The sequence below is a fragment of the Gemmatimonadota bacterium genome, from assembly GCA_016719105.1.
Taxonomy (GTDB): domain Bacteria; phylum Gemmatimonadota; class Gemmatimonadetes; order Gemmatimonadales; family Gemmatimonadaceae; genus SCN-70-22.
The window spans coordinates 104,603-131,441 of record JADKAQ010000019.1; the positions used below are offsets into that span (position 1 = coordinate 104,603).

At 68.1% G+C, this 26,839-nt stretch carries 26 protein-coding genes; 2 read left to right on the top strand and 24 right to left on the bottom strand.

Annotated elements, in window-relative coordinates; translation table 11 throughout:
• Window positions 1-125: 125 nt before the first annotated feature.
• The 19 genes from IPN47_18620 to IPN47_18710 all read right to left on the bottom strand — a co-directional run bounded on the left by IPN47_18620 (window position 126) and on the right by IPN47_18710 (window position 20,986).
• Window positions 126-1,649: a M28 family peptidase gene (locus IPN47_18620; protein MBK9410016.1), complete on the bottom strand. Its 1,524-nt coding sequence runs from the start codon at window positions 1,647-1,649 to the stop codon at window positions 126-128.
• 357 nt (window positions 1,650-2,006) lie between these two features.
• Entirely contained in the window at window positions 2,007-2,405 is a 399-nt protein-coding gene (queF, locus tag IPN47_18625) for an NADPH-dependent 7-cyano-7-deazaguanine reductase QueF (protein MBK9410017.1), read from the bottom strand.
• A gap of 450 nt (window positions 2,406-2,855) precedes the next feature.
• The gene (locus tag IPN47_18630; GenBank protein ID MBK9410018.1) at window positions 2,856-3,764 is read right to left on the bottom strand and encodes a rhomboid family intramembrane serine protease; all 909 of its coding nucleotides are present in this window, start codon (window positions 3,762-3,764) and stop codon (window positions 2,856-2,858) included.
• A gap of 180 nt (window positions 3,765-3,944) precedes the next feature.
• Window positions 3,945-4,604 carry a radical SAM protein gene (locus IPN47_18635; GenBank protein MBK9410019.1) on the bottom strand — a complete coding sequence of 220 codons (660 nt, stop codon included), beginning with the start codon at window positions 4,602-4,604 and terminating at the stop codon, window positions 3,945-3,947.
• Window positions 4,605-5,624 (bottom strand): D-alanine--D-alanine ligase, encoded by a 1,020-nt coding sequence (locus IPN47_18640; protein MBK9410020.1) that lies wholly within the window; start codon window positions 5,622-5,624, stop codon window positions 4,605-4,607. It abuts the gene before it with no gap.
• A gap of 44 nt (window positions 5,625-5,668) precedes the next feature.
• Window positions 5,669-7,090 carry a pyridoxal-phosphate dependent enzyme gene (locus tag IPN47_18645; protein ID MBK9410021.1) on the bottom strand — a complete coding sequence of 474 codons (1,422 nt, stop codon included), beginning with the start codon at window positions 7,088-7,090 and terminating at the stop codon, window positions 5,669-5,671.
• A gap of 13 nt (window positions 7,091-7,103) precedes the next feature.
• On the bottom strand, window positions 7,104-7,592 hold the full coding sequence (locus tag IPN47_18650) for an energy transducer TonB (protein ID MBK9410022.1): 489 nt from the start codon (window positions 7,590-7,592) through the stop codon (window positions 7,104-7,106).
• 44 nt (window positions 7,593-7,636) lie between these two features.
• Window positions 7,637-10,288, bottom strand: coding sequence for a DNA mismatch repair protein MutS (gene mutS / locus IPN47_18655; protein MBK9410023.1), 2,652 nt, complete (start codon window positions 10,286-10,288; stop codon window positions 7,637-7,639).
• Between the two features lie 43 nt (window positions 10,289-10,331).
• Window positions 10,332-11,393, bottom strand: a complete 1,062-nt coding sequence (locus tag IPN47_18660; protein ID MBK9410024.1) for an SPOR domain-containing protein — start codon at window positions 11,391-11,393, stop codon at window positions 10,332-10,334.
• Window positions 11,394-11,408: 15 nt separating this feature from the next.
• A complete protein-coding gene (gene holA / locus IPN47_18665; GenBank protein ID MBK9410025.1) occupies window positions 11,409-12,461 on the bottom strand; it encodes a DNA polymerase III subunit delta in 1,053 nt (350 codons plus the stop codon).
• A gap of 51 nt (window positions 12,462-12,512) precedes the next feature.
• Complete coding sequence (locus IPN47_18670) at window positions 12,513-13,091, bottom strand: hypothetical protein (protein ID MBK9410026.1); 579 nt, start codon at window positions 13,089-13,091, stop codon at window positions 12,513-12,515.
• A gap of 178 nt (window positions 13,092-13,269) precedes the next feature.
• Window positions 13,270-13,911 (bottom strand): sigma-70 family RNA polymerase sigma factor, encoded by a 642-nt coding sequence (locus tag IPN47_18675; protein MBK9410027.1) that lies wholly within the window; start codon window positions 13,909-13,911, stop codon window positions 13,270-13,272.
• A gap of 287 nt (window positions 13,912-14,198) precedes the next feature.
• Complete coding sequence (locus IPN47_18680) at window positions 14,199-14,750, bottom strand: NUDIX hydrolase (protein MBK9410028.1); 552 nt, start codon at window positions 14,748-14,750, stop codon at window positions 14,199-14,201.
• A gap of 45 nt (window positions 14,751-14,795) precedes the next feature.
• Window positions 14,796-16,169, bottom strand: coding sequence for an insulinase family protein (locus tag IPN47_18685; GenBank protein ID MBK9410029.1), 1,374 nt, complete (start codon window positions 16,167-16,169; stop codon window positions 14,796-14,798).
• Entirely contained in the window at window positions 16,166-17,500 is a 1,335-nt protein-coding gene (locus tag IPN47_18690) for an insulinase family protein (GenBank protein MBK9410030.1), read from the bottom strand. Before IPN47_18690 ends, IPN47_18685 begins: the two co-directional genes overlap by 4 nt.
• A gap of 38 nt (window positions 17,501-17,538) precedes the next feature.
• Complete coding sequence (locus IPN47_18695) at window positions 17,539-18,246, bottom strand: hypothetical protein (GenBank protein ID MBK9410031.1); 708 nt, start codon at window positions 18,244-18,246, stop codon at window positions 17,539-17,541.
• Window positions 18,247-18,249: 3 nt separating this feature from the next.
• The gene (locus IPN47_18700; GenBank protein MBK9410032.1) at window positions 18,250-18,867 is read right to left on the bottom strand and encodes a YdcF family protein; all 618 of its coding nucleotides are present in this window, start codon (window positions 18,865-18,867) and stop codon (window positions 18,250-18,252) included.
• 143 nt (window positions 18,868-19,010) lie between these two features.
• Window positions 19,011-19,598: a TetR/AcrR family transcriptional regulator gene (locus IPN47_18705; protein ID MBK9410033.1), complete on the bottom strand. Its 588-nt coding sequence runs from the start codon at window positions 19,596-19,598 to the stop codon at window positions 19,011-19,013.
• A 5-nt stretch (window positions 19,599-19,603) separates the two neighbouring features.
• Window positions 19,604-20,986 (bottom strand): MBL fold metallo-hydrolase, encoded by a 1,383-nt coding sequence (locus tag IPN47_18710; GenBank protein ID MBK9410034.1) that lies wholly within the window; start codon window positions 20,984-20,986, stop codon window positions 19,604-19,606.
• A gap of 92 nt (window positions 20,987-21,078) precedes the next feature.
• Between IPN47_18710 and upp the strand changes: the two genes are divergently transcribed.
• Together upp and IPN47_18720 are read left to right on the top strand one after the other, a co-directional pair.
• The gene (upp, locus tag IPN47_18715; protein ID MBK9410035.1) at window positions 21,079-21,726 is read left to right on the top strand and encodes a uracil phosphoribosyltransferase; all 648 of its coding nucleotides are present in this window, start codon (window positions 21,079-21,081) and stop codon (window positions 21,724-21,726) included.
• A 149-nt stretch (window positions 21,727-21,875) separates the two neighbouring features.
• Window positions 21,876-22,814, top strand: coding sequence for a hypothetical protein (locus IPN47_18720; GenBank protein ID MBK9410036.1), 939 nt, complete (start codon window positions 21,876-21,878; stop codon window positions 22,812-22,814).
• 72 nt (window positions 22,815-22,886) lie between these two features.
• On the opposite strand, the gene mnmE is transcribed toward IPN47_18720, so the two are convergent.
• The 5 genes from mnmE to rpmH are packed head-to-tail and all read right to left on the bottom strand — an operon-like array spanning window position 22,887 to window position 26,772.
• Window positions 22,887-24,260: a tRNA uridine-5-carboxymethylaminomethyl(34) synthesis GTPase MnmE gene (mnmE, locus tag IPN47_18725; protein ID MBK9410037.1), complete on the bottom strand. Its 1,374-nt coding sequence runs from the start codon at window positions 24,258-24,260 to the stop codon at window positions 22,887-22,889.
• 37 nt (window positions 24,261-24,297) lie between these two features.
• A complete protein-coding gene (gene yidC / locus IPN47_18730) occupies window positions 24,298-26,022 on the bottom strand; it encodes a membrane protein insertase YidC (protein ID MBK9410038.1) in 1,725 nt (574 codons plus the stop codon).
• Between the two features lie 15 nt (window positions 26,023-26,037).
• Entirely contained in the window at window positions 26,038-26,247 is a 210-nt protein-coding gene (yidD, locus tag IPN47_18735) for a membrane protein insertion efficiency factor YidD (GenBank protein ID MBK9410039.1), read from the bottom strand.
• On the bottom strand, window positions 26,235-26,579 hold the full coding sequence (locus IPN47_18740) for a ribonuclease P protein component (protein ID MBK9410040.1): 345 nt from the start codon (window positions 26,577-26,579) through the stop codon (window positions 26,235-26,237). The genes yidD and IPN47_18740 overlap by 13 nt, the downstream gene beginning before the upstream one ends.
• Window positions 26,580-26,607: 28 nt before the next feature.
• A complete protein-coding gene (gene rpmH, locus IPN47_18745) occupies window positions 26,608-26,772 on the bottom strand; it encodes a 50S ribosomal protein L34 (GenBank protein MBK9410041.1) in 165 nt (54 codons plus the stop codon).
• Between the last annotated feature and the right edge of the window lie 67 nt (window positions 26,773-26,839).

The following is a 26,839-nucleotide window of genomic DNA, read 5'->3' on the forward strand; positions in this document are numbered from 1 at the left end:
ACGCCACCCAACCGTACGACGACGCATGGCGTCCGCGCGCGCTCCAAGTGGCAGGCGGGCGAGGGGGGCGACTACGCCCCCCTCGCCCGCCCCGCCCCACGAACGAGCACCGCGCACGAAAACGCCTAACGCTCCAACCGAAACCCCGCGTCAACCCTCGGCCGAGCCGCCGCCGTCCCCACAAGCCACCCCGTTGCATACATCCACTGCGTCATGCGCCGCAGCTTGTCGATGTCGATCCGGTCCGGATTGTCGCGCGGCGTGTGGTAGTCCGGGTGCAGGTTGGTCGAGTACATCACCGCCGGGATATTGAGCCGTGCGTACGGCAGGTGATCGCTGCGGAAGTACCACCCTTCGGGGTGCGTCGGCCGGTCCCAGAGCGAATCGAGCGTGAAGCGCCCCGTGAGCTGGTTCGCGCGCAGCGCGTGCGCCACCAGGTCGCTCGAGTTGCGGTGCGGCGGCTGGATGCCTAACAAGGATGCCGAGTCCGGGTGGTTGCGCCCGATCATGTCGGCGTTGAGGACCGCGACGATCTGGTCGCGCGGCACCATGGGCTTCATCGCATGCCAGCGCGAGCCTAACAAGCCCCGCTCCTCGGCGCCATGCCACACCCAGAGCGCCGAGCGCTTGCTGGGCTGCTGCTTCCACGCGCGGGCAATCGCCAGCATCGCCACGCTCACCGTCGCGTTGTCGTCGGCCCCGTTCCAGATCGAGTCGCCATCGATCGGGAAGCGCACGCCGTCGTGGTCCTGGTGTCCGCTGAACAGCACGTATTCGTTGCGCAGCGTCGCGTCGCTCCCGGGGAGCTTGGCCACGATGTTCACGGAGGGATACGTGAAGCTCTCGCTCGTGAGCATCGCCGAGAGCCGCGCGCCGGTGGCTTGCAGCGCCCCAAGCATCCGCTGCCGCACCAGCAATACCGGCGCCGCCGCACGTGGCCGCGTCACGGCCCCGGCCGTGTCGAGCCCGTACGTCCCGCGCGCCGACACCGCACCGTAGAACTCGATCGCTCCTTCCACGACCGAGTCGGCCACGAGCACCACGGCCGCGGCGCCGCGACTCGTCAGGCGCGCCGACTGCGCGCGCACCGCGGCACCGGCATATCGCCACGCCGAGAGCGAGACGTTGCGACCCGGCGGATTGGGGGGCGGCACGATCAAAGCGGCGACGGCCTTTCCGGTGAGATCCACCCCCGCCAGCTCCGCATCCGTCGCGCGCCCCACGAAGACGATCGGCAGGTCGACGTTGGCGTCCACCGCCGAGGGCACGACCACGTCTCGCCAGAGCTTGAGCGATTCCCCGCCCACGCGCACCACGCTCGCATCCGACTGCCGGATGCGCCGCATCGGCCACCACTGGTAGTACGTCCCGTCTTCGCCCGCCGGCTCGAGCCCGATCGCCCGCACCTGTTCCACGAGCCACCCGCTCGCCCGCAGCTCATCGAGCGTCCCCGCCTCGCGTCCGCGCATCGCGTCGCCGGCGAGCGCAAAGAGGTCCCGCTTCAGGTCATCCGCACGTATCGCATCCAGCGACGGCACCTCCACCCCCGTGCCCCCAGCTGCAACGTTCGCATTCGTCCCAAGCGTCGCCTGACGAGCACACGCCGCCTGGATGAGCACTACGGCACCAACAAGGAGAGTTCGACGCATTCGGAAGGGGGCCAGGGTGAGAGTCCGCCCAATCATACGCCGCCCCGTCGCTCCCGTTGAGCCTCGGGGTTCGCCTCGGATTGCGCTTGGGGTTGAGCCTCAAGGAGAGCCGCGCGACGCCCGCCCCCTTCCCGCCCAGTCCCGAAACAGGAAGGCGACGTGCCCCCCATCGGAAGCCCGCCGCCCGCGTCCGCGCTCTACTCCGCCTCGTGCCCGACTCATGCTGTGCCGCGCCCGTGCCCCAACCGTATGCCAGCAACCCGGCGCCAGCGCACCCTCCACGTGGCCGGCGGGCGAGGGGGGCGACTACGCCCCCCTCGCCCGCCCCGCCCCACGACCGGGTCCCCCAGGCAGCCCCTAGCCGGGCCGCACCCCATAATCGGCCGTGATGATCGACTTCACCCCGCCGCGCACGTTGAAATCCCCCACCACGCGCATCCACCTCGGCTTCGCCCGCTCCGACAGGTCGTCGAGGATCCGGTTCACCACCCGCTCGTAGAAGATCCCATCGTTCCGGAAGCTCCAGAGGTAGAGCTTGAGCGTCTTGAGCTCGAGGCAGACCTCGTCCGGGATGTACGTGATGTTGATCGTCGCGAAGTCCGGCGCCCCTCCCTTGAGCAGGGCAAGCTCCGCCGCGTCCGTCTCGATCCCCCCGATCGGGCAGAGCGAGGTGAACTCCGGCGTGGTCATGAAGATCTCGTAGTTCCGCCCGGGGTACGGGTTCGGAAACGTCTCCAGCAGTTCAGGTTGCGGCATGGCTCGAAAGGTGGCCATCCCTCGGGCCGCGGGGTAGTACCATGCCCTTGCCCCCTCGCTCCCTATGAGCCGCCACCATCGGATGTGACCCCCGAACCGGCGCGTCCGTCGTACCTATGGACACGCGAAGTTTTCACCCGTAGCTTGGTTTTCAGGTTGGCGCTCTTTGCGCCGGCCGTTGCCGACGCGAGAACGGCGCGACGGCACTCGCCCCCCGGTACAACCGGGGGGCTCTTCTTTTGTGGTCAGTCCAACCCAACGAGTCGCGGGACCAAACCAGACCTCGCTCGCCCGATCCGACGCCGCCACGAGCGACTGGTGGTCGAAGACCGAACGAGGGGGTCCTCGCAGGGCCCCCGAGTGGTCTCGGAGCGCCCGAAGAGGACCCCCTCGTTCGGTCTCACACACTGCACCAACCTCGCGCCGCCCAAGGCCGCGCGCGCCCGAAGATCAGGCGCCGTCGCGCAACTCCCGCGACATCTCCTCGAGCATCTTCTTTTCGTCGGTAGTCAGGCTCTCGATCCCCTGCTGCGAGATCTTGTCCAGGACGAGGTCGATGTCGCTCATCCGCTTCACGCCCTTGGCGCCGAGCGGCGGGGCCTGCGGCGCCGGCCGGCGCGAGACCGCGGCATTGCTGCGCGCGATGATCTCGTCGATCTCGTTCCCCTTCTCCCGGGCGCGCGGCAACGAGCGCGGAATCGCCCGCGGCGTCTCGTCGGGGATGTCGGGAATCGGCGAGACGCGCTGCTTGAAGCGGTCGATCCCCGCGCTCCCCGACGACGTGCGCAGGTACAGCCACCCCGCCGCCAGCCCGCCCAGGTGCGCGAGGTACGCCACGCCACCGTGCGACTCGGCCATCCCGCCCACGAGGTTCATCACCACCAGCAGCGCCACCATCCACTTCACCTTGAGTGGCAGCACGCCGAACAGGTACACCTCGTCCTCGGGCCAGCGCGTCGCATAGGCGAGCGTCACCCCCAGCACCGCAGCCGAGGCGCCGATCAGCAGCGAGTCGCGCGCGAAGAGGAGGTGGAAGAACCACCCGCCCAGGCCGCACAGGAGATAGAAGCGCGTGAACTCCCCGGCACTCCACGCATGCTCCACGCGGGGGCCGAAGATGTAGAGCGTGTACATGTTGAGTGCGAGGTGCCAGAAGCCCCCGTGCACGAACATGTAGGTGCCGATCGTCCACCACGAGCGCGACAGGTCGTCGGCCGAGAAGCCGAGCGCCGGCAGCATGTTCTGGGCACCAACGACCGTCAACTGCAGGAAGTAGATCGCGACGTTGATCGCGATCAACCACTGCACCGCCTTCGTTAGGCGAGGATAGTCGGTTTCGTCGGTGTAGGTGACGCCCATCGGCTCCGGCGCGGCGAACGGATGACTCCAGCGGCCTCTTACAGCTATATCTATCGCGGGCCCCCGGCAACTGTTCCTGCCAGCGTCCCTCCGGCGGCGCCGGATCTCCCCACGTCCGGCTGCCGCCGGGCGCTTTCACCCGGCGTCGCCGGGTGCCTACACCCAGCGGCTGCTGGGCGCCTACCGCATGGTCGCCGGGCCGTTCAGCCGAAGCGCCACTCGCACGTCCGGGTGGTGCCCCATGGCATGCTCGACCAGCACACTCCACCGCCGGTCCAACGCTCCGCGTTCGGTCGCAGGTCCCGGGTGGATCACGATGCGCACCGCATCGCTGGCACTATGCGCTTTCTCGACGATCTGTAAGTAATCGGCGTCACTCGCCTCGTCCGTCCCGGCGATGACCACCGCGTGCTCACAGCCCACCCGCGCCGCCGTGCGAATCGTCTCCATCGCCCGCTCCACCGTGGCCTCGGGCGACGGCGCCTCCAGCGACACCTGAACCAACTGTACATACGGATGAAGGACCGCAATCGCTTCAGGGCGTTGCCCGTCCGTATCAGCGATCACCGGCGTCTTGGTCGCCAGCGCCTGCAGCGCCGCCTCCAGGAACTCCGCATTCCCCAGCGCGTCGCGCCCGGAGATGCAGATCGAGTGCACCGGCGAACGGCTGAGCCCGCGCGTCACCTCCCGCGCCAGCGCCTCCGAGGTGTACATCGTCGCCGTCTCCGCCGGCCCGGCAAAGCGAATCAACATCTGCCGCCGACCGGCCCAGACCCCGTGGCGCTGGATGCCGATCGGGATCCCCGCGAGCGCTGCCGCCAGTACTGGTCTCGTCCCCATCTAGGTCGAAGTCCTTGCCGGTGTGGGCCCCGCAGCCGCCAGGCGGGCGATGCGGTCGCAGAGCGCCGGGAAGCTGATCCCCGCCGCTGCCGCAGCCTGTGGTATCAGGCTCGTCTCCGTCATCCCCGGAAGCGTATTGGCCTCCAGGCAGAAGAAGTCACCGGATGGCGTCATCCGGAAGTCGATCCGCGCACACCCGCCGAGCTTTAACGCGCCAAACGCGCGCTTCGCTAGCCGCTGCACCTCGGCGGTCTGCTCCGGGGTCAGGTCGGCCGGGAAGATCTCCTGCGCCATCCCCGGCGTGTACTTGCACTCGTAGTCGTAGAGCTCCTTCACGGGAATGATCTCCCCCACCGGGAGCGCCTCCCCGCCCAGGATCCCCACCGTCAGCTCCCGCCCCGGGACGAAGGCCTCGAGCATCACCTCGTCATCGTGGCGAAACGCCTCGTCTATCGCTGCCTGGAGCTCCGCGGGATCCTTCACCAGCGACAGCCCCACCGTCGACCCCTGCTTGCTCGGCTTGACGATCACCGGGAAGCCGAGCCGCCCCTGTACCTCCTCGACCGTCGCCGGCGCCATCAGCCAGTCGGCCGTCGGCACCCCCGCCGCCCGGAAAAGGTGCTTCGCCAAGTCCTTGTCCATCGCCAGCGCGCTCGCCAGGTGCCCGCTCCCCGTGTAGGGAATGCCCGTGAGGTCGAGCAGCGCCTGGATCGTCCCGTCCTCCCCCGTCCCTCCATGTAACGCCAGGAAGATCACCTCGGTGTCCGCGAGATGATCGAGCGTCCCCGGCAGCGCCCGGTTGAGCCGTACCAGCGCCTGCACGTCCGGCGGCACGGTCTTCACCACGCGCCCCCCCTCGAGCATGAGCTGTTCGTCGGCCGCGGTCAGCGTCCCCCGCGCCGTATCGACCACCCGGACCTCATGCCCGGCCGCGCGCAGCGCGCCGGCAACACGGAGGCCCGACGCCAACGACACGTCACGCTCAGAGGATGTCCCCCCCATCAACACCGTCACCCGCATCGGCGCCCTCTCGTCTTCTCGTCTTCCCGTCTTCCCGTCTTCTGTCATCGCCCCATCAGGTACTGCAGCAGGTCGCCCCGCGTGACGATCCCTTGCACCTGACCGTGCGACTGCACCAGCACCGCCGGGTTGGTCTTGGAGAGCAGCTTGGCCACGTTGTCGGCCGGCGTGTTCACGTCGATGATCGGGAACGGCGGGTCCATCACGTCGCCCACCGTGGCATCCAGCAGCTTGCCGTTCTCCAGCGCCTTGGCCGAGAGCGTGTGCTCGTTGACCGATCCCACGCACACGGCCCCTTCCATCACGGGCAGCTGCGAGATGTCGTGCAACGACATCAGCCGCAACGCCTGGCGCACCGGGGCCCCCGGCGAGGTGCTGACCATCACCGGCGCACCGCCGGGCTTCACGTTGATCACCTGCGCGATCGTCGCCTTGTCGGCCTCGAGCAGCTGGTTCTCCCGCATCCACTCGTCGTTGTACAGCTTCGAGAGGTATCGCTCCCCGGTGTCGCACAGGAACGTCACCACCAAGGCATCGGGATCGTTGATGCGGCGCGCCACGTTGAGCGCCGCGTGCGCGATGAGCCCCGCCGAGCCGCCGACGAAGAGCCCCTCTTCACGCGTGAGGCGCCGCGCCATCGAAAACGCGTCCTTGTCGCCCACCGTCTGGAACTCGTCGATCACGCTCATGTCGAGCGTTCCGGGGACCTTGTCCTGCCCGATCCCTTCGACCTTGTACGGCGCCCCTTCAGGCTTCCCCTCGCCCTGGCTGCGCCACATCTCGGCCAGGATCGACCCCTGCGGGTCGCCGGCGATGATCTGGATCTTGGGGTTCTTCGACTTGAGATAGCGCCCCACGCCGGTCAGCGTCCCGCCGGTTCCCGCCGCGCCCACGAAGTGCGTGATGCGCCCTTCGGTCTGTTCCCACAGCTCGGGCCCGGTGGTCGCTTCGTGCGCCGCCGGGTTGGCCTCGTTGTAGAACTGGTTGGCCAGCACCGCATTCGGCGTCTCGGCCGCAATGCGCCGCGCCATCATCACGTAGTTGTCGGGATGGTCCGGCGGCACCGCCGTCGGCGTGATGATCACCTCGGCCCCAAAGGCCTTGAGCAGGCGGACTTTCTCCTGCGACATCTTGTCCGGCATCGTGAAGATGCAACGATACCCCTTGAGCGCCGCCGCCAGCGCCAAGCCGATGCCGGTGTTGCCGCTCGTCCCCTCGACGATCACCCCGCCCGGCTTGAGCTTCCCGTCGCGCTCCGCCTGCTCGATGATCGGGAGCCCGATGCGGTCCTTCACCGACCCGCCGGGATTGAAGAACTCCGCCTTGCCGTACACCGGCGTGCGGATCCCGCGCGTCACGCGCGTGAGCTTGATGAGCGGCGTCCAGCCGATGGTCTCCAGCACCGACTCGTACACCTGCCGGTTGCGGGGAACGCGGGCGGACAGCTGCGAGAGGGTATCGGTCATGTCGGTCTCTGGACTAATTCTTGGGAACAGGTGCGCCCGAGTCGCCGGGCATCGGCGGTCCGTCGGGGACGCGGAACTTGATCGGGAAGAGCACCGGGAAGGGGATCGCCTTCCCGTCCTTCATCGCCGGGCGGAAGACGAGCTCCTTGGACCCGTCGAGCGCCGAGGTGTCGAACGCCGCGACCGTCGCATGCTCGTGAATGCGCGTCGAGTCGGGGACGGGGCGCCCGAACTCGTCCAGGTACAGCCGCAACGTCACGTTGTCCTGGATGCGCTGGATGTACGGCCCCGGCGGATAGTCAAAGGGGAGCGAGTCGCCGATGAAGACGGGGAGCGAATCCGGGGTCACCGCCATCCCGCCGCTCCCCGCCGCTCCCCGGTCACACGCCGTCACGAAAGCGACCGCCAACACGAGCGGCACCACAGGAGCGACGCCGACGCCGCGAGCCGCGGCCACATCGCGGACCGCACGCGTCCATTGCGCGAAACTGAACGAGATCATGCCAGCAGTGAGTGAAGTCATGGCGCGCAATCTACGGGTTCCCGCTAGCCCTCGCGCGACAGCCGCGCCAGTTCATCGAGCAGCTTCATCGCCTCGAGCGGTGTCATCTGGTTCACATCCACCTGCTTGAGCTTGAGCACCACCGCATGCGGCTCCACGACGAAAAAGGAAAGCTGCGGCGCTGCCGAGCTCCCACTCGTCTTCTCGTCTTCTCGTCTTCTCGTCTTCCCCCCGCTGAGCCCAGCAACCAGCGCCTCCCCCTCGAGCAGCTTCAACACTTCCCTCGCCCGCCGGATCACGGCCTCCGGCAGTCCTGCCAGCCTCCCCACCTCGATGCCATACGACCGGTCTGCCCCCCCGGCCTGCAACCGGTGCAGGAAGAGCACCTGCTCCCCCACCTCGCGCACCGCCACGTTGAAGTTGCGCGCCGCCGCCAGTTCGTCGGTGAGCTGCGTCAACTCGTGATAGTGCGTGGCGAAGACCGTCTTGGCCCCCGTCTTGTCGTGCAGGTGCTCGCTCACCGCCCACGCGATCGAGACGCCGTCATACGTCGACGTCCCGCGCCCGATCTCGTCCAGGAGCACCAGCGACCGCTTGGTCGCCGTGTGCAGGATGGCGCTCGTCTCGGCCATCTCCACCATGAACGTCGACTGCCCGCGCACCAGGTTGTCGCTCGCCCCCACGCGCGTGAAGATCCGGTCCATCACCCCGATCGTCGCCCGCGTCGCCGGGACGAACGACCCCACCTGCGCGATGAGCGCGATGAGCCCGATCTGCCGCAGGATGGTCGACTTGCCGGCCATGTTGGGCCCGGTCAGGATGATCATCCGCGCGTCGTCCGTCAGCTGCACATCGTTGGGGATGAACTTGTCGCGCGGCATCATGCGCTCGACCACCGGGTGGCGCCCCCCGACGATGTCGAGGTCGTAGCCGGTGGTGATCTCCGGGCGCACGTAGCGCTCCGCCGACGCCACCTCGGCCAGCGTCGCCAGCACGTCGAGCTGCGCCACCAGCGACGCCGCGTCTTGCAGCCGGCGGATCGCCCCGCCGATCCGCACGCGCAGCGCCTCGAACAGCTCCCGCTCGCGCACCTCGATGCGCTCGGTCGCCGTCAGGACCTTCTCCTCGTACGTCTTGAGCGCCGGCGTCACGTAGCGCTCCGCCCCAGTCAGCGTCTGGCGGCGCTGGTAGTCGTCGGGGATGAGGTGCCGGTTGGCGTTGGTGATCTCGATGAAGTACCCGAAGACGCGGTTGTAGCCCACCTTGAGCGACGTGATCCCCGTCCGCTCCCGCTCCGCCGACTGGATGTTGGCGATCGCATCGCGCCCGCCATCCCGCAGCGCGCGCAACTCGTCGAGCGAGGCGTCCACCCCGGGGCGAATCGCATCCTCGTCGCCAATCGCCGCCGGCGGCCGGTCCACGAGCGTCGCCGCAATCGCCTCGGCCAGGTCGGGGCACGAGTCCCACCGCCCCGCGATCCCGCCTAACGCGCCGAAATCGGCCAGGTGCGCAATGGCCCCCGCCACGCGCGGGAGCTGCGCCAGCGAGCTGCCTAACGCGCCCAGCTCCCGGGGCGTCGCCCGCCCGGCGGCCGCCTTGCTCGCCAGTCGCTCCACGTCGCGCACGCCGTCGAGCGCCTCGCGCAGCGCCCCGCGCGCCAGGCTGTCCCCCACCAGCGCCCCCACCGCGTCCAGCCGCGCGTCGATCGCCCCCTTGTCCAGGAGCGGCGCCAGGAGCCAGTGGCGCAGCAACCGCGCCCCCATCGGCGTCTGCGTCCGGTCAAAGACGCCGAGCAGTGTCCCCGCGCGCTCGGCCGCGGCGCGCCCGTTGGGGTGATCGCTCTCGCCTCGCAGCGACTCCACCAACTCCAGGTTCCGCCGCGTCATCTCGTCCAGCGGCATCACCCCGCCGGCCCGCTCCAGCGTGGGACGCGCCAGGTGCGGCACGCCCGCGGGTTGCAGCTCACGGACGTACTTGAGCAGCGCACCGCCCGCCCCAATCGCCGCTGCCGCCTCGCCGCCAACCCCGAACCCCTCCAGCGAGTGCACCCCGAAGTGCCGCGCCAGCTCGTCGCGCGCCAGCTCAGGGTCGAACTCCCACCCGTCACGCTCCGTGACCAGGGCACCGTCCGCGTGCAGCTCCGCCGCCGCCCCCACCAGCGACGTCCCGCGCGCCACCAGCACCTCGCTCGGCGCAAAGCGCGCCAGCGCGGCGCCGGCGTCGCGCGAGGGCGCCACCACCAGGTGGAACGCCCCGGTCGACACGTCGGCTGCAGCAATCCCGAACGTGTCGCCTTCGCGGTGCACCGCACACAGGAAGTTGTTGCGCGCCACGTCGAGCAGGTCGTCGGCAAAGGCGGCGCCGGGGGTGATCGTCTCCACCACTTCGCGACGCACGATCCCCTTGGCCAGCTTGGGATCCTCCACCTGCTCGCAAATCGCCACCCGAAAACCCTGCTGCACCAGGCGACGCAGGTAGTCGTTCACCGCCTTCACGGGCACCCCCGCCAGCGGCACCTCCGAGGCGCCGCCGTTGTTGCGGCTCGTCAGCGTGAGCCCCAACACGCGCGACGCCACTTCGGCGTCCTCGAAGAACATCTCGTAGAAGTCCCCCATCCGGAACAGCAGGATCGCGTCCTGATGCCGCGCCTTGATGTCCCGGTACTGCTGCATGAGCGGGGTGCCGTCGCGGCTCATCGCGTCACTCCGTGCGTCACTCCGTGCCAGCGTGCGGCCAAGCTCATGGCGACTCGGCCTCCACGACCAGGCCGTTCACCCGCGACGCCTTCATGCGCGCGCGTGCCCCCTCGGCCTCCTCTCGCGTGGCATAGCGCCCCACGCGCACCCGGAAGGGCGCCTTGGTTCCCCACACGCGCACCTCGAATCCGCGCTGCTGCAGCACCTCGGCCAACGCGTCGGCATCACGCTGTTTGGGAAAGGCGGCCACCTGGACGCTGTACATCTTGGCCGGCTTGCTGGGCGTGGCCACCGAATCGACCGGCACCGCTGCCGGGGGCACAACAACCGGGGGTTCCACGGGCGGCTGCACGGGCGGCTCCACCACGCGCTCGGGTGGGGGCGCGGGGGCGCGCTCGCGCGGGGCCGGCCGCTCGTCGCGCGCCGTCGGCTTGCTCGGCGTCTTCCCCTTCGTACGACCCGCCGTCCCGGTCGCGGCCGTCGCCGCCGCCGAATCGGCGGCCGCTGCACTCGCCGCGGCCGCGAGGGCACTCGCGCTGCAGCGCTGGCTGTAGTAGTCGATCTGGTTGGCCAGCTCTACGTCGTCCGACGACACGCGGGCGCGCGAGAGTCCCAGCGATTGGCACCCTCGTACCAGGTCCCCATCCTCCAGCGCCAGTCGCCCGGCCCAGAACGCCGCCTTGGACGTCAGCGCCCCATCGGGGTGTTCGCGCACCAAGCGCTCGAAGTTGCGGCGCGCCCCCAGACGGTCGCTTCGCGCCAGCTTGAGCTGCGCCACCATCATCGTCGCCTCTTCGGCGCGTGGCGACAGGGAGTATTCCACGCTCACGCGCAGGTAGTCGCGCTCGGCCTCCACCGCACTCGACGAGGCGAAGGCGCGCGCATACAGCGCCTCGGCGTACGCGTGCGTCCCTTCCGCCGCCGATTGCAGCAGGGAATCGGCAAGCGCGCGCCCCCCGGCCCGGTCGCCGGCATTCACCAGGCGCTGCACGCGGGCGACGGTCGAGTCGGGGCGCTGCGCCTGCGCCGGACGCGCACGTCCCGGAAGCGCCAACAGGAGCGCGGCGACCGCGACGAGCGGCGGAACGTGTCGGGAAATCGGCATGGGAGGAAAAGATCGTTAGGCAGCGAACCGGCGCGCTGGTGTGCACATCGCGCACACCAGCGACGCCAGCATCTGGTCGTCCGAGGAGAGCTTCGTGTCCTTCGCCGCACGATCGGCGGCGAGCAGCGCGGCCAGCGCCTGCTCGACGCTCGCCATGTCCCAGCGCGAGACGTTCTTCTTCCAGCACTCCGTCGCCTCGCTCCACGACCGCATCGGATAGGCGCCCGTCTCCTTGAGCAACCCGAAGAGTTCGCTGGCTAACCGGTGCTCGGCGATCCCGCGATCCCGCGCCTGTCGCGCCCACCCGATCGCCAGCGTCTGCACGGTGAGCGCGATGATGATCGGGACCAGTCCCGACTTGGGAAGCAGCAGGACGTGTTCGATGAGCGCCAGGGCGCCCGGGGCATCACGCGCCGCCACGCGATCGAGAAAGTCGCCGAGCGACTCGCCATGGCGCACCCCGACCACCGCGGCCACCGCCTCCTCGTCGATCGGCGCTCCCTGTGTGTAGCTGACGAGCTTGTCCACCTCCGACGCCATCTGCCCCGCGTCAGCCCCAACGGAGGAAAGGAGGAGCGCAACGGCGCGGTCGGAGATGGTCACGCCATGCACGTCCTGGGCGTGGCGCGTGACCCACTCCAGCAGCTCCTGCTCGCGCAACACCGCAAAGCCTATCGTCGTGGCGCCGTGATCGATCCCCTTGTCGGCCTTGGCCCCCGCAGGCGCCGTCATGATCAATACCGTGTCGCGCGAGGGGCGCGTGAGGTAGCGCTCGAGCACCGCGCGCGCGTCCTTCTTGAGCGCGGTCACGTCACGCAGGACCACCACGCGGCGGTCGGCCATCATCGGCAGCGTGTTCACTGCCGACGCGAGCTGCTCCGGCGTCACGTCGGCGCCGCGCAGGAGATCGAAGTTGAAGTCGCGCGTCGCGGGGTCGACGGCACCCGCGATCAGCTCGCGAACGGCCGCCTCTTTCCGGTACTCATCGTCGCCGTGAAAGAAGTAGGCCGGCTCGAAGGTGCGATTCGCGATCGCCTTCCGCAGGTCGCGGAGCCCCTGGGCACTCATGGTGGCCCAATATAGCGCGCCCGCCCCCTGGCTCCGGGGCGGCGCTCGCGATCAGTGCTGCGGGGTGTCGGGCGTGTAGCTCACCGAACGAACCGCACCTGCGCCCCGACGGCCGGCGAAGCGCGATTGCGCCTCCTCCATCATCAACAACGCCGGCCACACCGCCATCCCCGTCGACACCGACGCCACGAAGGCCGGCGGCGCCACCGGGAGCGTCGAGTTGACGCCCAACGGCGCACCACTCGGGCGAATCACCACGCTCGGCAGGCGGGGCGCACTCCCCATCTCGCGCCGGTCGGTCATCACCACGGCGAAAATCCCCATCGCGACCACGCCGATCGACATGGAGAGGAAGCCGCTCAATCCCGGTCCCTTGAACATGGGCGCCGGCATGGCCTGGCGCTTCCGCTCTTCCTCCAGCCGCCGCGCGAGGCGAACGGAGAAGTCGGCGGACGGCTGGATGGTCGGGAGGTTGTTCCGGATCAGCAGGAGGCTGCGGCGCACGTCGCGATCGAGCCGCGCGCAGGCAGCACAGTCGTTCCGGTGACGTTCCATTGGCGCGACGTCCACACCCGGGAGGGTGTCATCGACGAAGGCGAGATGCTGGCGGCGGAACGTCCTGCAATCCATGACGCGCGAAACCTTGGGGGCTGACGACGAGGGAGGGTACCCACCCGCACGGATCGGGTTCCCATTTTGCACACGGCGTGCATCAAATACTAGCGCTCGCCGAAGAGAAAGACGAAGGGCCCCCCACGGTGTTTCCGTGGAAGGCCCTCGTCCATCATTTCCTCGTCCGTCTGCCGCCTTACCGGAGCCCCGGGCTGATGATCGCCGCGAAGGCGTTGCGCGCCCGGTTCAACCGCGACTTGACCGTCCCGAGATTGCACTCGGTGATCTCGGCGATCTCCTCATACGACTTCCCCTCCAGCTCGCGGAGGACGAACACCTGGCGGTGGTGCTCGGGGAGCTGATCCACCGACTGCTCCACCAAGTCACGCAGATGGCGCTTGCGATACAGGTCGTCCGGCCGCGACGAGGGGTCCTCGAACTGCAGCGGACGATCCTCGTCCTGCCAGTTCTTCCGGATCGCCTGGAAGAGCACGAGCGGATTGCGCGAGCGATTGCGCAACTCGTTCTTGGCCAGGTTCGAGGCAATCGTGTAGATCCACGTCGAGAACTTCTTGGACCGATCGAATCGGTGCAGGTGTCGGTACACGCGAATGAACACTTCCTGCACCAGGTCCTCGGCGCGTTCGCGGTCGCCGATGGTGCGATAGATGAAGTTGAGGAGGCGCGTCTGGTACCGGTCCACGAGCTCCTGAAACGCCCGCTCCTCTCCGCCCAGGAAGGCGCTCACCACCGCGCCGTCGTCCACCTGTCGGAGCTGCTCCCTGACCGCGGAACCCGCGGAGGAGAGGGGCGCCGATTGGAGTGCCGAGTGAGCCATGGTGAGTATCCTCAGGTCTCGCTGGTTGGTCCCGCTCGTCGGTCAACAGGGGAACATGTCCGACGTCCTGCCATCCTGTAGGGCACGTGGCGTGCCCCGTTTGCCCGCCACTTGGGCACACCACACAACTGCATGATTATCAAGGACTTACCGTGTCGCACGTCACGTTACCTGTCGAGCCAGTCAGCCAATTCGTCCTCTGGGGATGACAACCCCGTGTTCCGAATGACAGGACAGTCCGCCTCGCACCTCTCCCCTACGCCCGCGCTTCAATACCGGATTTCCAGCTAACGCCCCAGCCTGAAACCGGCCGCATACAGGATCGCGATCATCGTCTTGCCATCCACGATCTCGCCGCGTTCGATCAGTTGCAGCACCTCCGACAGCGGGCGCGTCACCACCTCGATGAACTCGTCGGCCTCGCGGTGGCTCTCCCCCATCGTCAGCCCGCTGGCCATGAACAGGTGGATCTTCTCGTCGGTGAAGCCGGGCGTCGTGTAGATGGTGATCAAGGGTTCGACACGCGCAGCGGTGCATCCCGTTTCCTCGCGAAGCTCGCGCTTGGCACATTCGAGCGGCGATTCGTCCGGATCGAGCCGCCCGGCCGGGATTTCGTACAGGAAGGCCTCGGCTGCATACCGGTACTGCCTGATCAGCAGGAGCTGGGGATCGTCGCCCAGCGGGTCGCTGGCGAACGGCAGGACGGCCGAGGCGCCCGGGTGCCGAATCATCTCCAGTTCGCCCACCGACCCATCCGGAAAGCGCACCCGGTCGAGGTCCAGGTTCAGGATGCGTCCGTTGTAGACCCGAACGGAGTCCACCTTCGGGGAGTCGGTCATGATGTATTTGTTCTCTGCGAGTGACTTATTCGCTGCACCAACGCCCTACGGCGACGTCACCGGGGCACCCGTGGCATCGTATTCCCGGACCGCGCCGATCCCCAGCGCCGTCAGGTCGTCGCGAACCGCCGAGGGATCGGCCACCGCCACGACCTGCAGGCGCGCGGGATCGAGGTGCGTCTGCGCCACGCGCAGCACCTCGTCCACCGTCACGGCGGCAATGCGCTCGCGATACGTGTCGTAGTAGTCGGGGGCGAGTTCGTACCCTTCGCGCATCGCCAACGCCGCCGCGATCGCCGCCGACGTCTCGAAGCGAATGGGGAAGACGCCGGTGAGGTAGTCCACCGCCAGCGACAACTCGCTCGCACTCACTGGCTCGTTCCGCATCCGGTCGATTTCGTGGAGGATCTCGCGCACCGCCGCCGCCGTCACGTCGCTGCGCACCGCGGTGGCAGCCTCGAACGCACTCGCGCGACGGCGCCAGTCGAACTGGGAAAAGGCGCCGTACGTGTAGGCGTGCCGCTCCCGCAGGTTCAGGTTGATCCGAGAGTTGAAGAGTCCGCCCAGGATGGCGTTCATCACCGACAGCGCATGGAAGTCGGGGTGCGCGCGCGTGACCGACGGATGACCGACGCGCAGCTCCGACTGCGGGGCGTCGGCCTTGGCTACGAGGTGCACCTGACGGTGCGCCTGCGCGGGGGTCACCTCCACCGCCGGAGACGTCGCGCCCGTCGCCTGCCACGTCCCCAGGGCCGACTCCGCCAGCTGCATCACCCCGTCCACGTCGACATCGCCGACGACGATGAGGCGGCTTCGGGAGGGGACGATGAAGTGCGCATGATGCGCGACCACGGCGTCGCGCGTGAGCCGCGCCACCGTCTCCTCGTCACCGCCCTCGCTCCGCGCATAGCGACTCGCCGCCGAGAAGCAGAAGCGCGCGAACATGTCGTCGGCGAGCCCGCGCGGTTCCGTCCGTTGCTGCAGCAGCTCGGCCAGCCGCTCCTCCCGAAGGCGTGTCACCTCTCCCTCGGGAAAGGCCGGCTCACGCAGCACCTCGGCCAGCAGCTGCAACGCGTCGGGGAGCCGCCCCGCCAGCACCGTCGTGCTGCACTCGGCGTGCGTCCACGTCACTCCCGTGTCGAGCGACCCGCCCAGCTGCTCGAACGTGTCGGCGAGCGAGACGGCGTCGCGCGAGCGCGTCCCCTCGGCCAGCGCCTCGGCGGTGAGCGAGGCGACCCCCGACAGGGTGACCGCATCGCACTCGGCCCCGGCGTCGGACATCAGGAGCGCCGTCGCGATGGGGAGGCGACGTAGCGGGACCACGAGCACGTCGAGGCCGTTGGCAAATCGTTGCCGCTCGGCCGTGGGGAAGGCGTACGGGCGCGGCACCCCCGGCTGCGGACGCTCGGCGGCGCTCATGCCAGTTCCTCCGGCTTCGTACCGACGTCATCCCATGCGGCGCCGTCGGGTCCATCTCCCTCGGGAGTCTCCCGCGGCACGTACAACAGCGAGGCCCGATTGTCGCGCCCCAGTCGCGCGCGGGCGATGCGGTTCACGTCGTCTGCCGTCACGGCCTGGAATCGCTCCACCTGCTCGTTCACCATCGATGGATCGCCGAAGAAAGTAGCAAACTGCGACAATTTGTCGGCGCGCGACTGTGCGGACTGTAGCGACGTCACCAGGTCGGTGGTGATCAACGCCACGGCGCGGGCCACCTCGTCGCTGGTAACCCCCCGCTCGTGCATGGCGTCGAGCGCCTCGCCCACCGCCTGCTCCAGCGTCTGGCCATCGACGCCTGGGCGGGCGGTGGCATCGACAATCAGGAGGTCGCTCCCCTTGGCCAGGTCGAAGGTGAAGACCGACACCGACGATGCCAGTTGCCGCTCGCGCACGAGCTGCTGGTACAGGCGGCTCCCTCGTCCCGATCCCAGCACCGCGCCGGCGACCGAGGCCGAGAAGTAGTCCGCCGCGCCAAGGATCGGCGTTCGCATCGCGAGAAAGAGACGGGGCACCATGACGTCGTCCGCGACGACTTCGCGGCGCCACTCCCCGAACACCGGCGGTACCCCCATGTCAGGGAGCGATGGACGACCCGTCCCGCGCGGAATCCCTCCGAAGTACCGCTGCACCAGCCCTTTCGCTTCCACCGGATCCACATCCCCAACGATCGACAGCACGGCGTTGTCGGGGGTATAGAACGTCCGGAAGAACTCGGCCACGTCGTCCAGCGTCGCATCGCTCAGGTGCTCCATCGACCCGATGAGCGAATGGTGGAACGGATGATCGGGCGGGAAGGCGAGCGCCGGCAGCTTCTCCCACCATGTGCCGTACGGCTGGTTGTCCACCGACCAGCGCCGCTCGTTCTTCACCACGTCGCGCTGCGTGTCCAGCTTCTCCTGTGTCATCGCAGGAAGCAGCCGCGCCATGCGGTCTGCCTCGAGCCACAGTGCAATCGCCAGCTGGTTGGACGGAAGCGTCTCGTAGTAGTTGGTGCGCTCCAGCCAGGTCGAGCCGTTGAGCGTCCCCCCGGCGCGCTGCACCAGCTCGAAGTGCTCGTTGGCCGCCACATGCTCTGAGCCCTGGAAGAGCATGTGCTCGAACAGGTGCGCGAAGCCGGTGCGCTCCGGACGTTCGTTCGCGCTCCCGACGTGGTACCAGAGGTTCACCGCCACGATCGGCGCCGTATGGTCCTCCGACAGCGTCACGCGCAGCCCGTTGTCCAACCGGTAGGTCTCGAGGGGAAGTTGCATGGCGGGGAGGCGGGGCGAAGGGACGGAGCGACTGCCGGTCAGCGCTCGGTGCTGTATCGACCGATCGGGATCGTGATCCCGTAGAGCGCCATCGGGTTGAAGCGATCGGTGCGACCGCTCGTCGGGTCTTCGTTAGGCGTGATGACCTGGTTCACCATCGCGTACAGGCGCAACCGCGCGAAGGCCGGTCCGAGTTCCCGAAGGACTTTCTGGCCCACATGCACCTGCAGGGCCGCCTCGGCCACGAAGTCGCGACCGTAGATCGCACGGTTGCGCGGCCCCCCGCCACCGTACGTGTAGGTGAGGTAGAAGGGAAACTGCAGCTCCAGCCACCCCCCGGTCCGGCGCGCCGCGATCCCGGGGAAGACGTTTCCGACAAACAGGACAGGCGTGTTCGTGCTGCGTGGCGTGATCCCCGAGGTGCCGTACGGCGTCACGCTCGCCCCCACGATCAGCGTCCACCATTTCGACGACGTCGGGACGAGCGTCGAGAACCGGAGGTTGAAGCCGCTCGTCGACGGATAGCCCTCCGGCGCCGAGACGAAGTCGGCGCTCAGCATCCCCGGCTGGAACAGGAACTCGGGCGTGCGGCCCGGCGAGCGCTCCGCCGGTCGCTCCAGTGCCTTCTCCTGCCCCCGCGCCGCCGCCGGCATAGACGTTAGGCACGTGACAACCGCCAGCGCGAGGCGTCGCCTCACGCCCGCCCCCACCCGCCCCGGTCGCCCGCCGCCGATCACATCTCGCATGACCTAGCTCGTCGCCCCCGGCGTCAGCGCCAGCAGCGCGGTGAGCGGGACCTTGAGCGATTCAGAAAGCACGTAGGTGATCGACTCCATGCGATTGGCTGAGATCGGGCTCGTCTGTGTCGGGGACGGAACCGCGCGCAGGTGGTAACGCCACGAGAGAATCTGCAACCGCATCATGTGAAACGGGTCGCTCACCAGGATCACGTTGCTGATCTGCCGGCTGCTCGCCAGTCGCGACACGCCACCAAGCGACTCGGCGGTGCTGCGCCCCTCGTTCTCCAGCAACAGGGCGCTGTCCGGGACGCCGCGACGGAGCATGTATACCCGTCCGACGGCCGCCTCGCTGGTGGTGTCACCCGAGCCCTTGCCGCCGGTGAGGATGACGTGCGGGGCGAGTCCGCGCTTCCAGAGTCCGAGCGCGTGATCGAGGCGCGCCTTGAGCACCGGCGACGGCCGCCCCGCGTACTGTGCGGCGCCCAGCACCACGATCGCGTCCGCTGGACGCGCGCTATCCCGAGTTCCCCACAGCAGCACACCGCCCAGCGACACCAACCATGCCGCCGCGAAGAGGCGCAGCCCTCCAAGGACCAGTCGCCGGGCCGTCCACGATGAGGACTCCATCACGCGAACAATAAGGCCCCGTCGTCCCGCAACGATAGGGTCGCTGCGCTCCCTGTCCCCGGGCGCGCAATCTTCGCGAATACCAAGCACGGCGCGCGACAATTCGGCCCCTCGCGTGACACCAGCGGCGCGGGACGACTCGTCTACCGCGCCAGGCTCAGGAGCGACAGCCAGAACACGTCGAAGGCGACCCGCGCGCTGCGATCAGGTTGTCTCCACGCCCACAGGACCAACCCATCGCGAAACGCCAGTTCGCTCGAGGCGATCATCGCCGCCGGAAGGCGTGGCGAGAGGTCCAGCAGCTGGAACACACGCGACACCGTCTGCTCGGCCGTCTGCTGTCGCTGCAGCGCCGATTCCTCCAGCGCCCGGCGCGTCTCCACGCCACGTTCCTGCGCGAGCTCGATGAGCACGCGCAACTCACCGCGTTGCAGCTCCTCGTCCAGCCAGCGCCAGAAGTCCTCGAGCACCGAGCCCGCCGTGCTCTGCGCCAGCGCGCTCGCTTCGCGCGCGAGGAGGCGCCCCGTCAGCCAGCGAATGGTCGTGGCGAGCAGGCGCTCCTTGTCCTGGTAGTGATACAGGACGAGCGCCTTCGACACCGACGCCTCCTCGGCGATCGACTGCAGCGAGAGCGCCCCGCCCCCATCGCGCGCAGCGCAGCGCAGCGTCGCCGCGAGCAACCGCTCGCGGGCCTCGCTGGCACGCACGTCCTGGCGGCGGGCGGCGGGCATCCTCGTCAGGCAGTCACGCGGTCGCCCAACGACGGCACCACGACGTGGAATCCGTCCTCACGCAGCACCTCCGCAAACGCGTCCTGCGCCTCCGCTTCGCCGTGCACGAGATAGACCGCTCGTGGCCCCGGGCCGCTCCCGCGCACCCGATGCACCCAACGCCGCAGGTCGCCCCGGTCGCCGTGGGCGCTGTACCCGTTGAGCACCTCCACCCGCGCTCGCAGCGGCACCTCCTCGCCAAACACCTTGATCACCGGCGCCCGTTCGAGAATGCGTCGCCCGAGCGTGTGCTCGGCCATGAAGCCGACGATGAGGATCGTGTTCCGTGGATCGTCCGCTCCATTGGCCAGGTGATGCAGAATGCGCCCGGACTCCGCCATCCCTGACGCCGCGATGATCACCATCGGCCCGCGCATCGCGTTGAGCGCCTTCGATTCCTCGGTGTCGCGTGTGTACCGCACCATCTCGAACCGGAACAGCTCCGCCGCCTCCTGCACCAGGTGCTCGGAGCGGTCAAAGATGTCCGGGTGCATCTCGAAGACCGACGTGGCGTCGATCGCCAGCGGTGAGTCGATGACGATCGGGATCTCGGGAATGCGCTTGGCACGCGCCAACGCGTGCAGGTCGTACACCAACTCCTGGGTCCGTCCGACCGCAAAGGCCGGGATCAGCAGCTTGCCTCCGCGCTTCGCGACCTCTGTCACGATCTCCGCGAGCCGCGCCTGCGCATCCTCGAGTGCCGGATGGTCGCGGTTGCCGTAGGTCGACTCCATGATGACCACGTCCGCCCCTGCCGGCGGCTCCGGGTCCCGAATGATCGGGAGCCCGGAACGTCCGATGTCGCCGGAAAAGACGAGCCGCTGCACCGTGCCACCCTCCGCGCACTCGAGGATCACCGACGCGGAGCCCAGGATATGTCCCGCTTCGACGAAGGTGAGGTGGATTCCCGGAAGAATCTCGACGCGCTTGTGGAACGGGACGGAGATCATGTTCTCCACCGTTTGCGCGGCATCGCGCATCGTGTAGAGAGGGTCGGCGTGCGCCTTGTTTCGTCGGCTTAGGTACTCGGCGTCCTTCTCCTGGATGTGGGCCGAGTCGGCGAGCATGATCGCGCACAGGTCGCGCGTCGCCGGCGTGCACCAGATCGTGTTGGTGTACCCCTCGTGCAAGAGGAGCGGGAGGCGCCCGGAGTGGTCGATGTGCGCGTGGGAGAGCACCACGGCATCCAGCTCCGCGACATTCACCGGCAGGCGGCGATTCTTGGCCTCGGACTCGGCGCGTCGCCCCTGGAAGAGGCCGAAGTCGAGCGCAATCGTCTTCCCGTTCGCGCGCACCAGGTGGCACGACCCCGTCACTTCACGTGCGGCGCCTGCAAACTCGATCTCCACGCGTGCACTCCCGCCTTCGTCGGTATGGCGGCGGCGCGTGCGCCCCCGTCCCAGTCTTCTGTCGTGCGCGCGAAATTAGTACCTTGGCCGCCATGCACACCACCCCTGCCGAGCCCTCGCTCACGATCGTCAGGCATCCGCTCATTCAGCACAAGCTCACGCTGATGCGGGACCGCCGGACGCCCAAGAAGATCTTCAAGGAGCTCGTGGACGAGATCGCGATGCTCATGGCCTACGAGGCCACTGCGTCGCTCTCGCTCGACGAGATCGTCGTCCAGACACCGCTCGAACAGGCGACCGGGTGGCAGGTGAGCGGCAAGAAGCTCACGCTCGTCCCGATCTTGCGCGCAGGCCTTGGCATGGTCGAAGGGATCCTGCGCCTTGTCCCCTCGGCGCGCGTCGGGCACATCGGTCTCTATCGCGATCACGACACACTCGAACCGGTCGACTACTACTTCAAGGTCCCCGGCGACGCGGCCGAGCGCGACTTCTTCCTCCTCGACCCGATGCTTGCCACCGGCGGGAGCGCCGTCTCCGCCATCGCCTCGCTCAAGCGCACCGGCGCCACGCGCATTCGCTTTCTCTGCTTGGTCGCGGCGCCCGAGGGTGTGCGGCGCGTGCACGAGGCGCATCCCGATGTGCCGATCTACTGCGCCGCGCTCGACCGCGAACTCAACGCACACGGCTACATCCTCCCCGGGCTCGGCGACGCCGGCGACCGACTGTTCGGCACGCGCTGAACGCTGGCGCCGCCACACGCCGAGTTGCTTGGTCTCACGGCAGCTGACGACTGCTGGGAAAATCGTCTCTTGTTCGCAAACACGAGCATTACTACATTCCGGCCGATTCCGGGATCTGCTGCGCCGCTCCACCTGCGCCTTGGTCGTTGATGCTCATCAATTTGCTGCCGGACTTCTTTGCAGTCCTGAACAGCACCGACCGAGTCGCCGCCTACCAGCAGTATTTCGAGTCGTACCGCGCCCGGCTGTCTGCCTATTGGCATAACTACGTCTTCGATCCCGACAGCGAGCACTTCCTCGACGTCGTGAAGATGACGACGCAGGCCGATCGCTCCGACTTGCGGGCGATGCTCGAGCGCACGGATGTCGTCTCCCTGGCGCGTGACACCGAGGCCCGGTGCGCCGAGTTGTTAGGCACCGATGTCGATATCGATGTGGTGCTCATGGTGGGCGTGGGCGGCGCCAACGCCGGCGAGTTGGTCGTCGCGGGTCGCGGGATCGCCTTCGTCTGCCTCGAGCACTTCACCGGGATCGCCAACCCCGAAACGCAGGGACTGGGCCTCGACCCCGAGCTCATCCCGCTCTGGCTCGCACACGAGATCGCGCACGCCGTACGCTACACCTCGCCGCGCAGCCGCAGCGAGATGCGGCACCTCATCGACGAGGCCGACGGCTACTACTCCTATTGGGAGACCGGACGCCGCGCCTCGGTGCGTGAACTCCTCGCCAACGAAGGGCTCGCCGTCAGCGTCTCGCGCCTCGTGAGCCCCGGGCATGCCGCCTGGGAGTACTATGGCTACGGGCGTCGCCAGTACGCCCGCGTGCGCGAGCTCGAGTCGCACATCGCGCGCGCTGTCGCACAGGAGTTCGACCACCACGCCCTCGGCTTGCGGCTGCGGTACCTCATGGGAGGCACCGGCGACGATGCGCGCACGGTCGATCGCGTCGTAATCCCCGAGCGCGCTGGCTACTACATCGGTGCGCGCATGGTGGAGGCCGCCATTGAGCAGCGCGGCGCCGCCTGGGCCATTCGCGCCTCGGCCGAGGACCTCCTCGACGTGGCCCGCAACACCGCCGCCTCCGCCTAACGCGTCACCGCAGCGTACGACCCGGGTCGACCGCGTCGGTGCCGCCGCCGCCGCCTTGGCGTGGGGCGCGGCTCACTTCCCCACGCAGAACGATCGGAAGACACGGTCGAGGACATCGTCCACTTCCACGCTCCCGATCAACTCGTCCAGGGCATGCGTCGCGCTCCGGATGTGCACCGCCGCCACCGACGCCGGCGCCGCACGTGTGCCCCACATGGACAGGAAACGATCGAGCTCGTCCTGAGCCGAGCGCAGCGCCGTGCGATGACGCTCGCGCGTGACCACCGGGAGCTCCGGATGCAGGTCGCCCACGTATCGCTCGAGCACCGAGTGCACTTCGCTTAGCAGGCGATCGAGTCCCTCGCGCATCGTCGCGCTCACTGCGACCGTCGCTTCAACGCCCTCCAGCTCATCCGCCTCGGCGACGAGGTTCGCCGCAAGCACATCCGCCTTCGTCAGCACCGCGACGCGTGGCGTCGTTCCCAGCGCCTCCACGTGCCCGAGCGCCGTGCGAAGCGCCGCCGGCGTCTCACCGCACACGAGCACGACATGGGCATCCCGGATGTGCCGCTCGCTGACCTCAATGCCCAGCCGCTCGACGACGTCGGAGGTCTCGTGTAGGCCCGCCGTATCCACCAGCCGCAGCGGCCAGCTTCCGGATTCGACTCTCGCCTCGATCGCGTCGCGTGTCGTCCCGGGGATGTCCGTAACGATCGCGCGCGTCTCCCCGATCAAGGCGTTGAACAGTGATGATTTTCCCGCGTTCGGTGGGCCGGCGATCACGACGACGGCGCCGTCGCGCGCGATCTCACCAAGCGGGACCGTGGTCAGGAGTCGTTCGACTCCGGCTCGCGCTTCGCCGGCGGCGGCCGATATCGTCTCGCGCGCGATCGGCCCGTCATCTTCTTCGGGAAAGTCGATGTCGTACGCCAGCAGCGCCTCGACGTGCAACATGCGTTCGCGCAGCTCGCGCAGTGTCCGCGTCAGTCCGCCGTCGAGTTGGCGTATGGCGGCGCGTCGATGCGCATGCGTGCGTGCGTCGACCAGATCGGCGACGGCCTCCGCCTGCAGCAGATCGAGCTTGCCGTTGAGCACCGCGCGCTGCGTGAACTCGCCGGGCTCCGCACTCCGGATCCCGAGACGCGAGAGCGCCTCGAGGATCGCCGACGAGACGGCCACGCCCCCGTGGCACGCCACTTCGACCATCGGCTCACCGGTATACGAGCGCGGAGCATCGAATCGTGTGACGAGTGCCCGGTCGATGATTGCGTCGTCGCGCTCGTCTCGCACGACGCAGCGCGACACCTCGCGTGCGCGGGCCGGCCACGGCGAAATCAGCTTGGCCGCTACCTGATGCGCGTCACCCCCGCTGAGGCGCACGATCGCAATCGCGCCGCGCCCGGCGGGGGTGCTCAGCGCGGCGATGGTGTCATTGCGGACCAGCATCGACGCTCCTTGTGCTGCTAGATGGCCGTGGCCGTTGTCACCCCTTCTTTCCCGCCCCGCCTCCCTGCTTCCCTCGCTCGTTGGCAATCAACCACTGCTGCGGAATCGCCGCAATGTTCTGGATGGCGTAATAGAGGTTGAGGCCCGAAGCAAAGTTGGCGAACAGGAACGTCATCATCACCGGGAAGATGTACAGCATCATCTTCGCCTGCGGATTGGGCGGTGAGTTGCGCATCCCCACCCACGACAGGAAGAACATCGAGACCCCCATCAGCAACGGCACGATGTAGAAGGGGTCCTTGATCGAGATGTCCGCCAGCCAAAGGAACGGGACACCACGGAACTCGATCGTGTTCTGGAAGACGAAGAAGAGCGCGAACAACACTGGCATCGGGAGCAGGAGCGGCAAGCACCCGGCAAAGGTGCTGAACGGGCTCATGTCATGCTCCTTGTACACCCGCATCATCTCCGACTGCAGCTTCGCCGGGTCGGCCTTGTAGCGCTTCTGGATGTCGTTCAGCTCCGGCTGGATGCGCTGCATTTTCATGCTCGTGCGCATGGCGCCGTGATTCAACGGCCACAGGATCAGTCGGACCGCGACGCCGAAGATGACGAGCAACCACCCGTAATCCAGCTTGAGGGTCGCGCGCATCCACAGCAGGATCTTCATCACCATCGTGGCAAACGGCTGCACCACACCCTGCAACCAGCCGCCGTACGGGTTCGAGTTTTCGAACTCGCGCCCGAGTGCCTTGAGCCGCTGGTACTGCTGCGGGCCGGCGTACAGCTCGAACCGGAACGTGCCGTTGTTCAGTCGTGTCACGATCGTGCCGGTCGCGGCGGTGGCGCGCTTCGACGTCCGAGGACCGCCGACGGCAACGGTCTCGGCAAAGCTGTCGTCACCATCGGCTGCCAGCACACCAACGATGAAGTACTTCGACTTGGCCGCCGCCCAAGCAAGCGGTCCCTGTACCAGCGAGCGTTCCCCTGGATCCAGCTTCCCGAAGGGAATACCCTCGGCATTCCGCGTGCGCGGCTTGGCGGCGTAGGCGAAGTGATTCTGGTCGTCGATCGAATCCGCCTCGAAGGAATGGAACGTCGACGGCAGGTCGATCAGGACGAAGCGCGCCGGATTGCCCGACGCATCGTTCCCAATCGTCCCCTCTACACGCGCCAGGAAGGAGTCTGGGACGATCGTGTACTTGAGTTCGAGCGCCCGACCGTTGGCCGTGGCGCGATAGGTCAGCACCGACGCTCCGGTGCTCGCCGTCGAACGCTCCAGCGTGAACGGGACCTTGCCCAGGGAGAGCGTATCGTTGACCCCTAATACTCGATAGCCGAGGATTGACTGCCCCGTCCCGGCGGTGATCGTGACGTTCGCGTTGACCTTGTCGAGCGCCTTGAAGCTCGGCAGCCGCACCTGCAGCGGGGCAGCGCCCACGTTGCTGAAGAGGAAATCCGAGGCAGCGCTGGAGACAGAGGTCGACTCCGGTCGGAACGCACCGGTCGAGTCCTGCGTCGCCGCTCCCTGCGCCGCGACCGTCGGCAGTGCCTCCACGGTCTGGGGCGTCTGAGCCGACGCCGGAGCGGGCGTCGCACTCGCGGCGCCGGTCGAGCCGGTCACAGCGGCCGCACCAGCGGCTGCACCAGCAGCTGCAGGCGTCTTGGCGGGAGTCTTGGGCAGCGCCGTCGGAAACAGCTTCGGCGTGACGATGATGACGATCGCGACCAGCGCGAGGGCCAAGATGGTGCGTTTATCCATCGCAGCGAGAGTGGATCAGGGCACAGGATCGAATCCGCCGGGATGCAGCGGATGGCAGCGGGCAATGCGCCGCGCGGCCAGGAGGGAACCGCGAAACGCGCCATGCTTCTGGAGCGCCTCGATGGCGTACTGCGAGCAGGACGGGTAGAACCGGCAGACTGCAGGAAGCAGCGGACCGATGAACATCTGATAGATGCGCACCAGCGCCACGGCTACGTGTCGCATGCCGCGTCCCTCCTCGGGTCCAGTCGCTGCAGCTTGGGCACCAACTGCTCCACGTCGTCACGCAACCGGTCGAAAGGGCGTCCGTACGCCGAACGCTGCGCCCAGATCACCAGGTCCACAGGAATGCCTAACGGTAGCACGACCGTCCGTACGAGTTCCCGCAGCCGCCGTTTCAGCGTGTTGCGTGCCACGGCATCATGGCCATAGCGCGGCACGACCACCCCGGCTCGTGGGCGCGCATGAGGGGAAGCACTCACCCGAACCAGTAGTGCGCTCGTTCGGAGAGCCTTCCCCTCAAGTCGAATCCGCTCGAGGTCTGCACCGCGCGTCAGGCGACTCGCGCGCGCAAACCGGCGGTGGCTAGGCGGCCGCGTACTTCGACGGCAGTTTGACCGTCAACTGCTTGCGCCCCTTCTTGCGACGGCGGCTCAGAGTAGCACGCCCCCAGCGCGTTTCCATGCGCGCACGGAAGCCATGCGTGCGAAGTCGGCGCTTGTTCCGCGGACGATACGTCGGCTTGCCCATTCCTATCTCCGAAAGCTACTGAAAATCGTGGGGAAAGAACGCGAAGGATAGAGGCTTACGCCTTGTA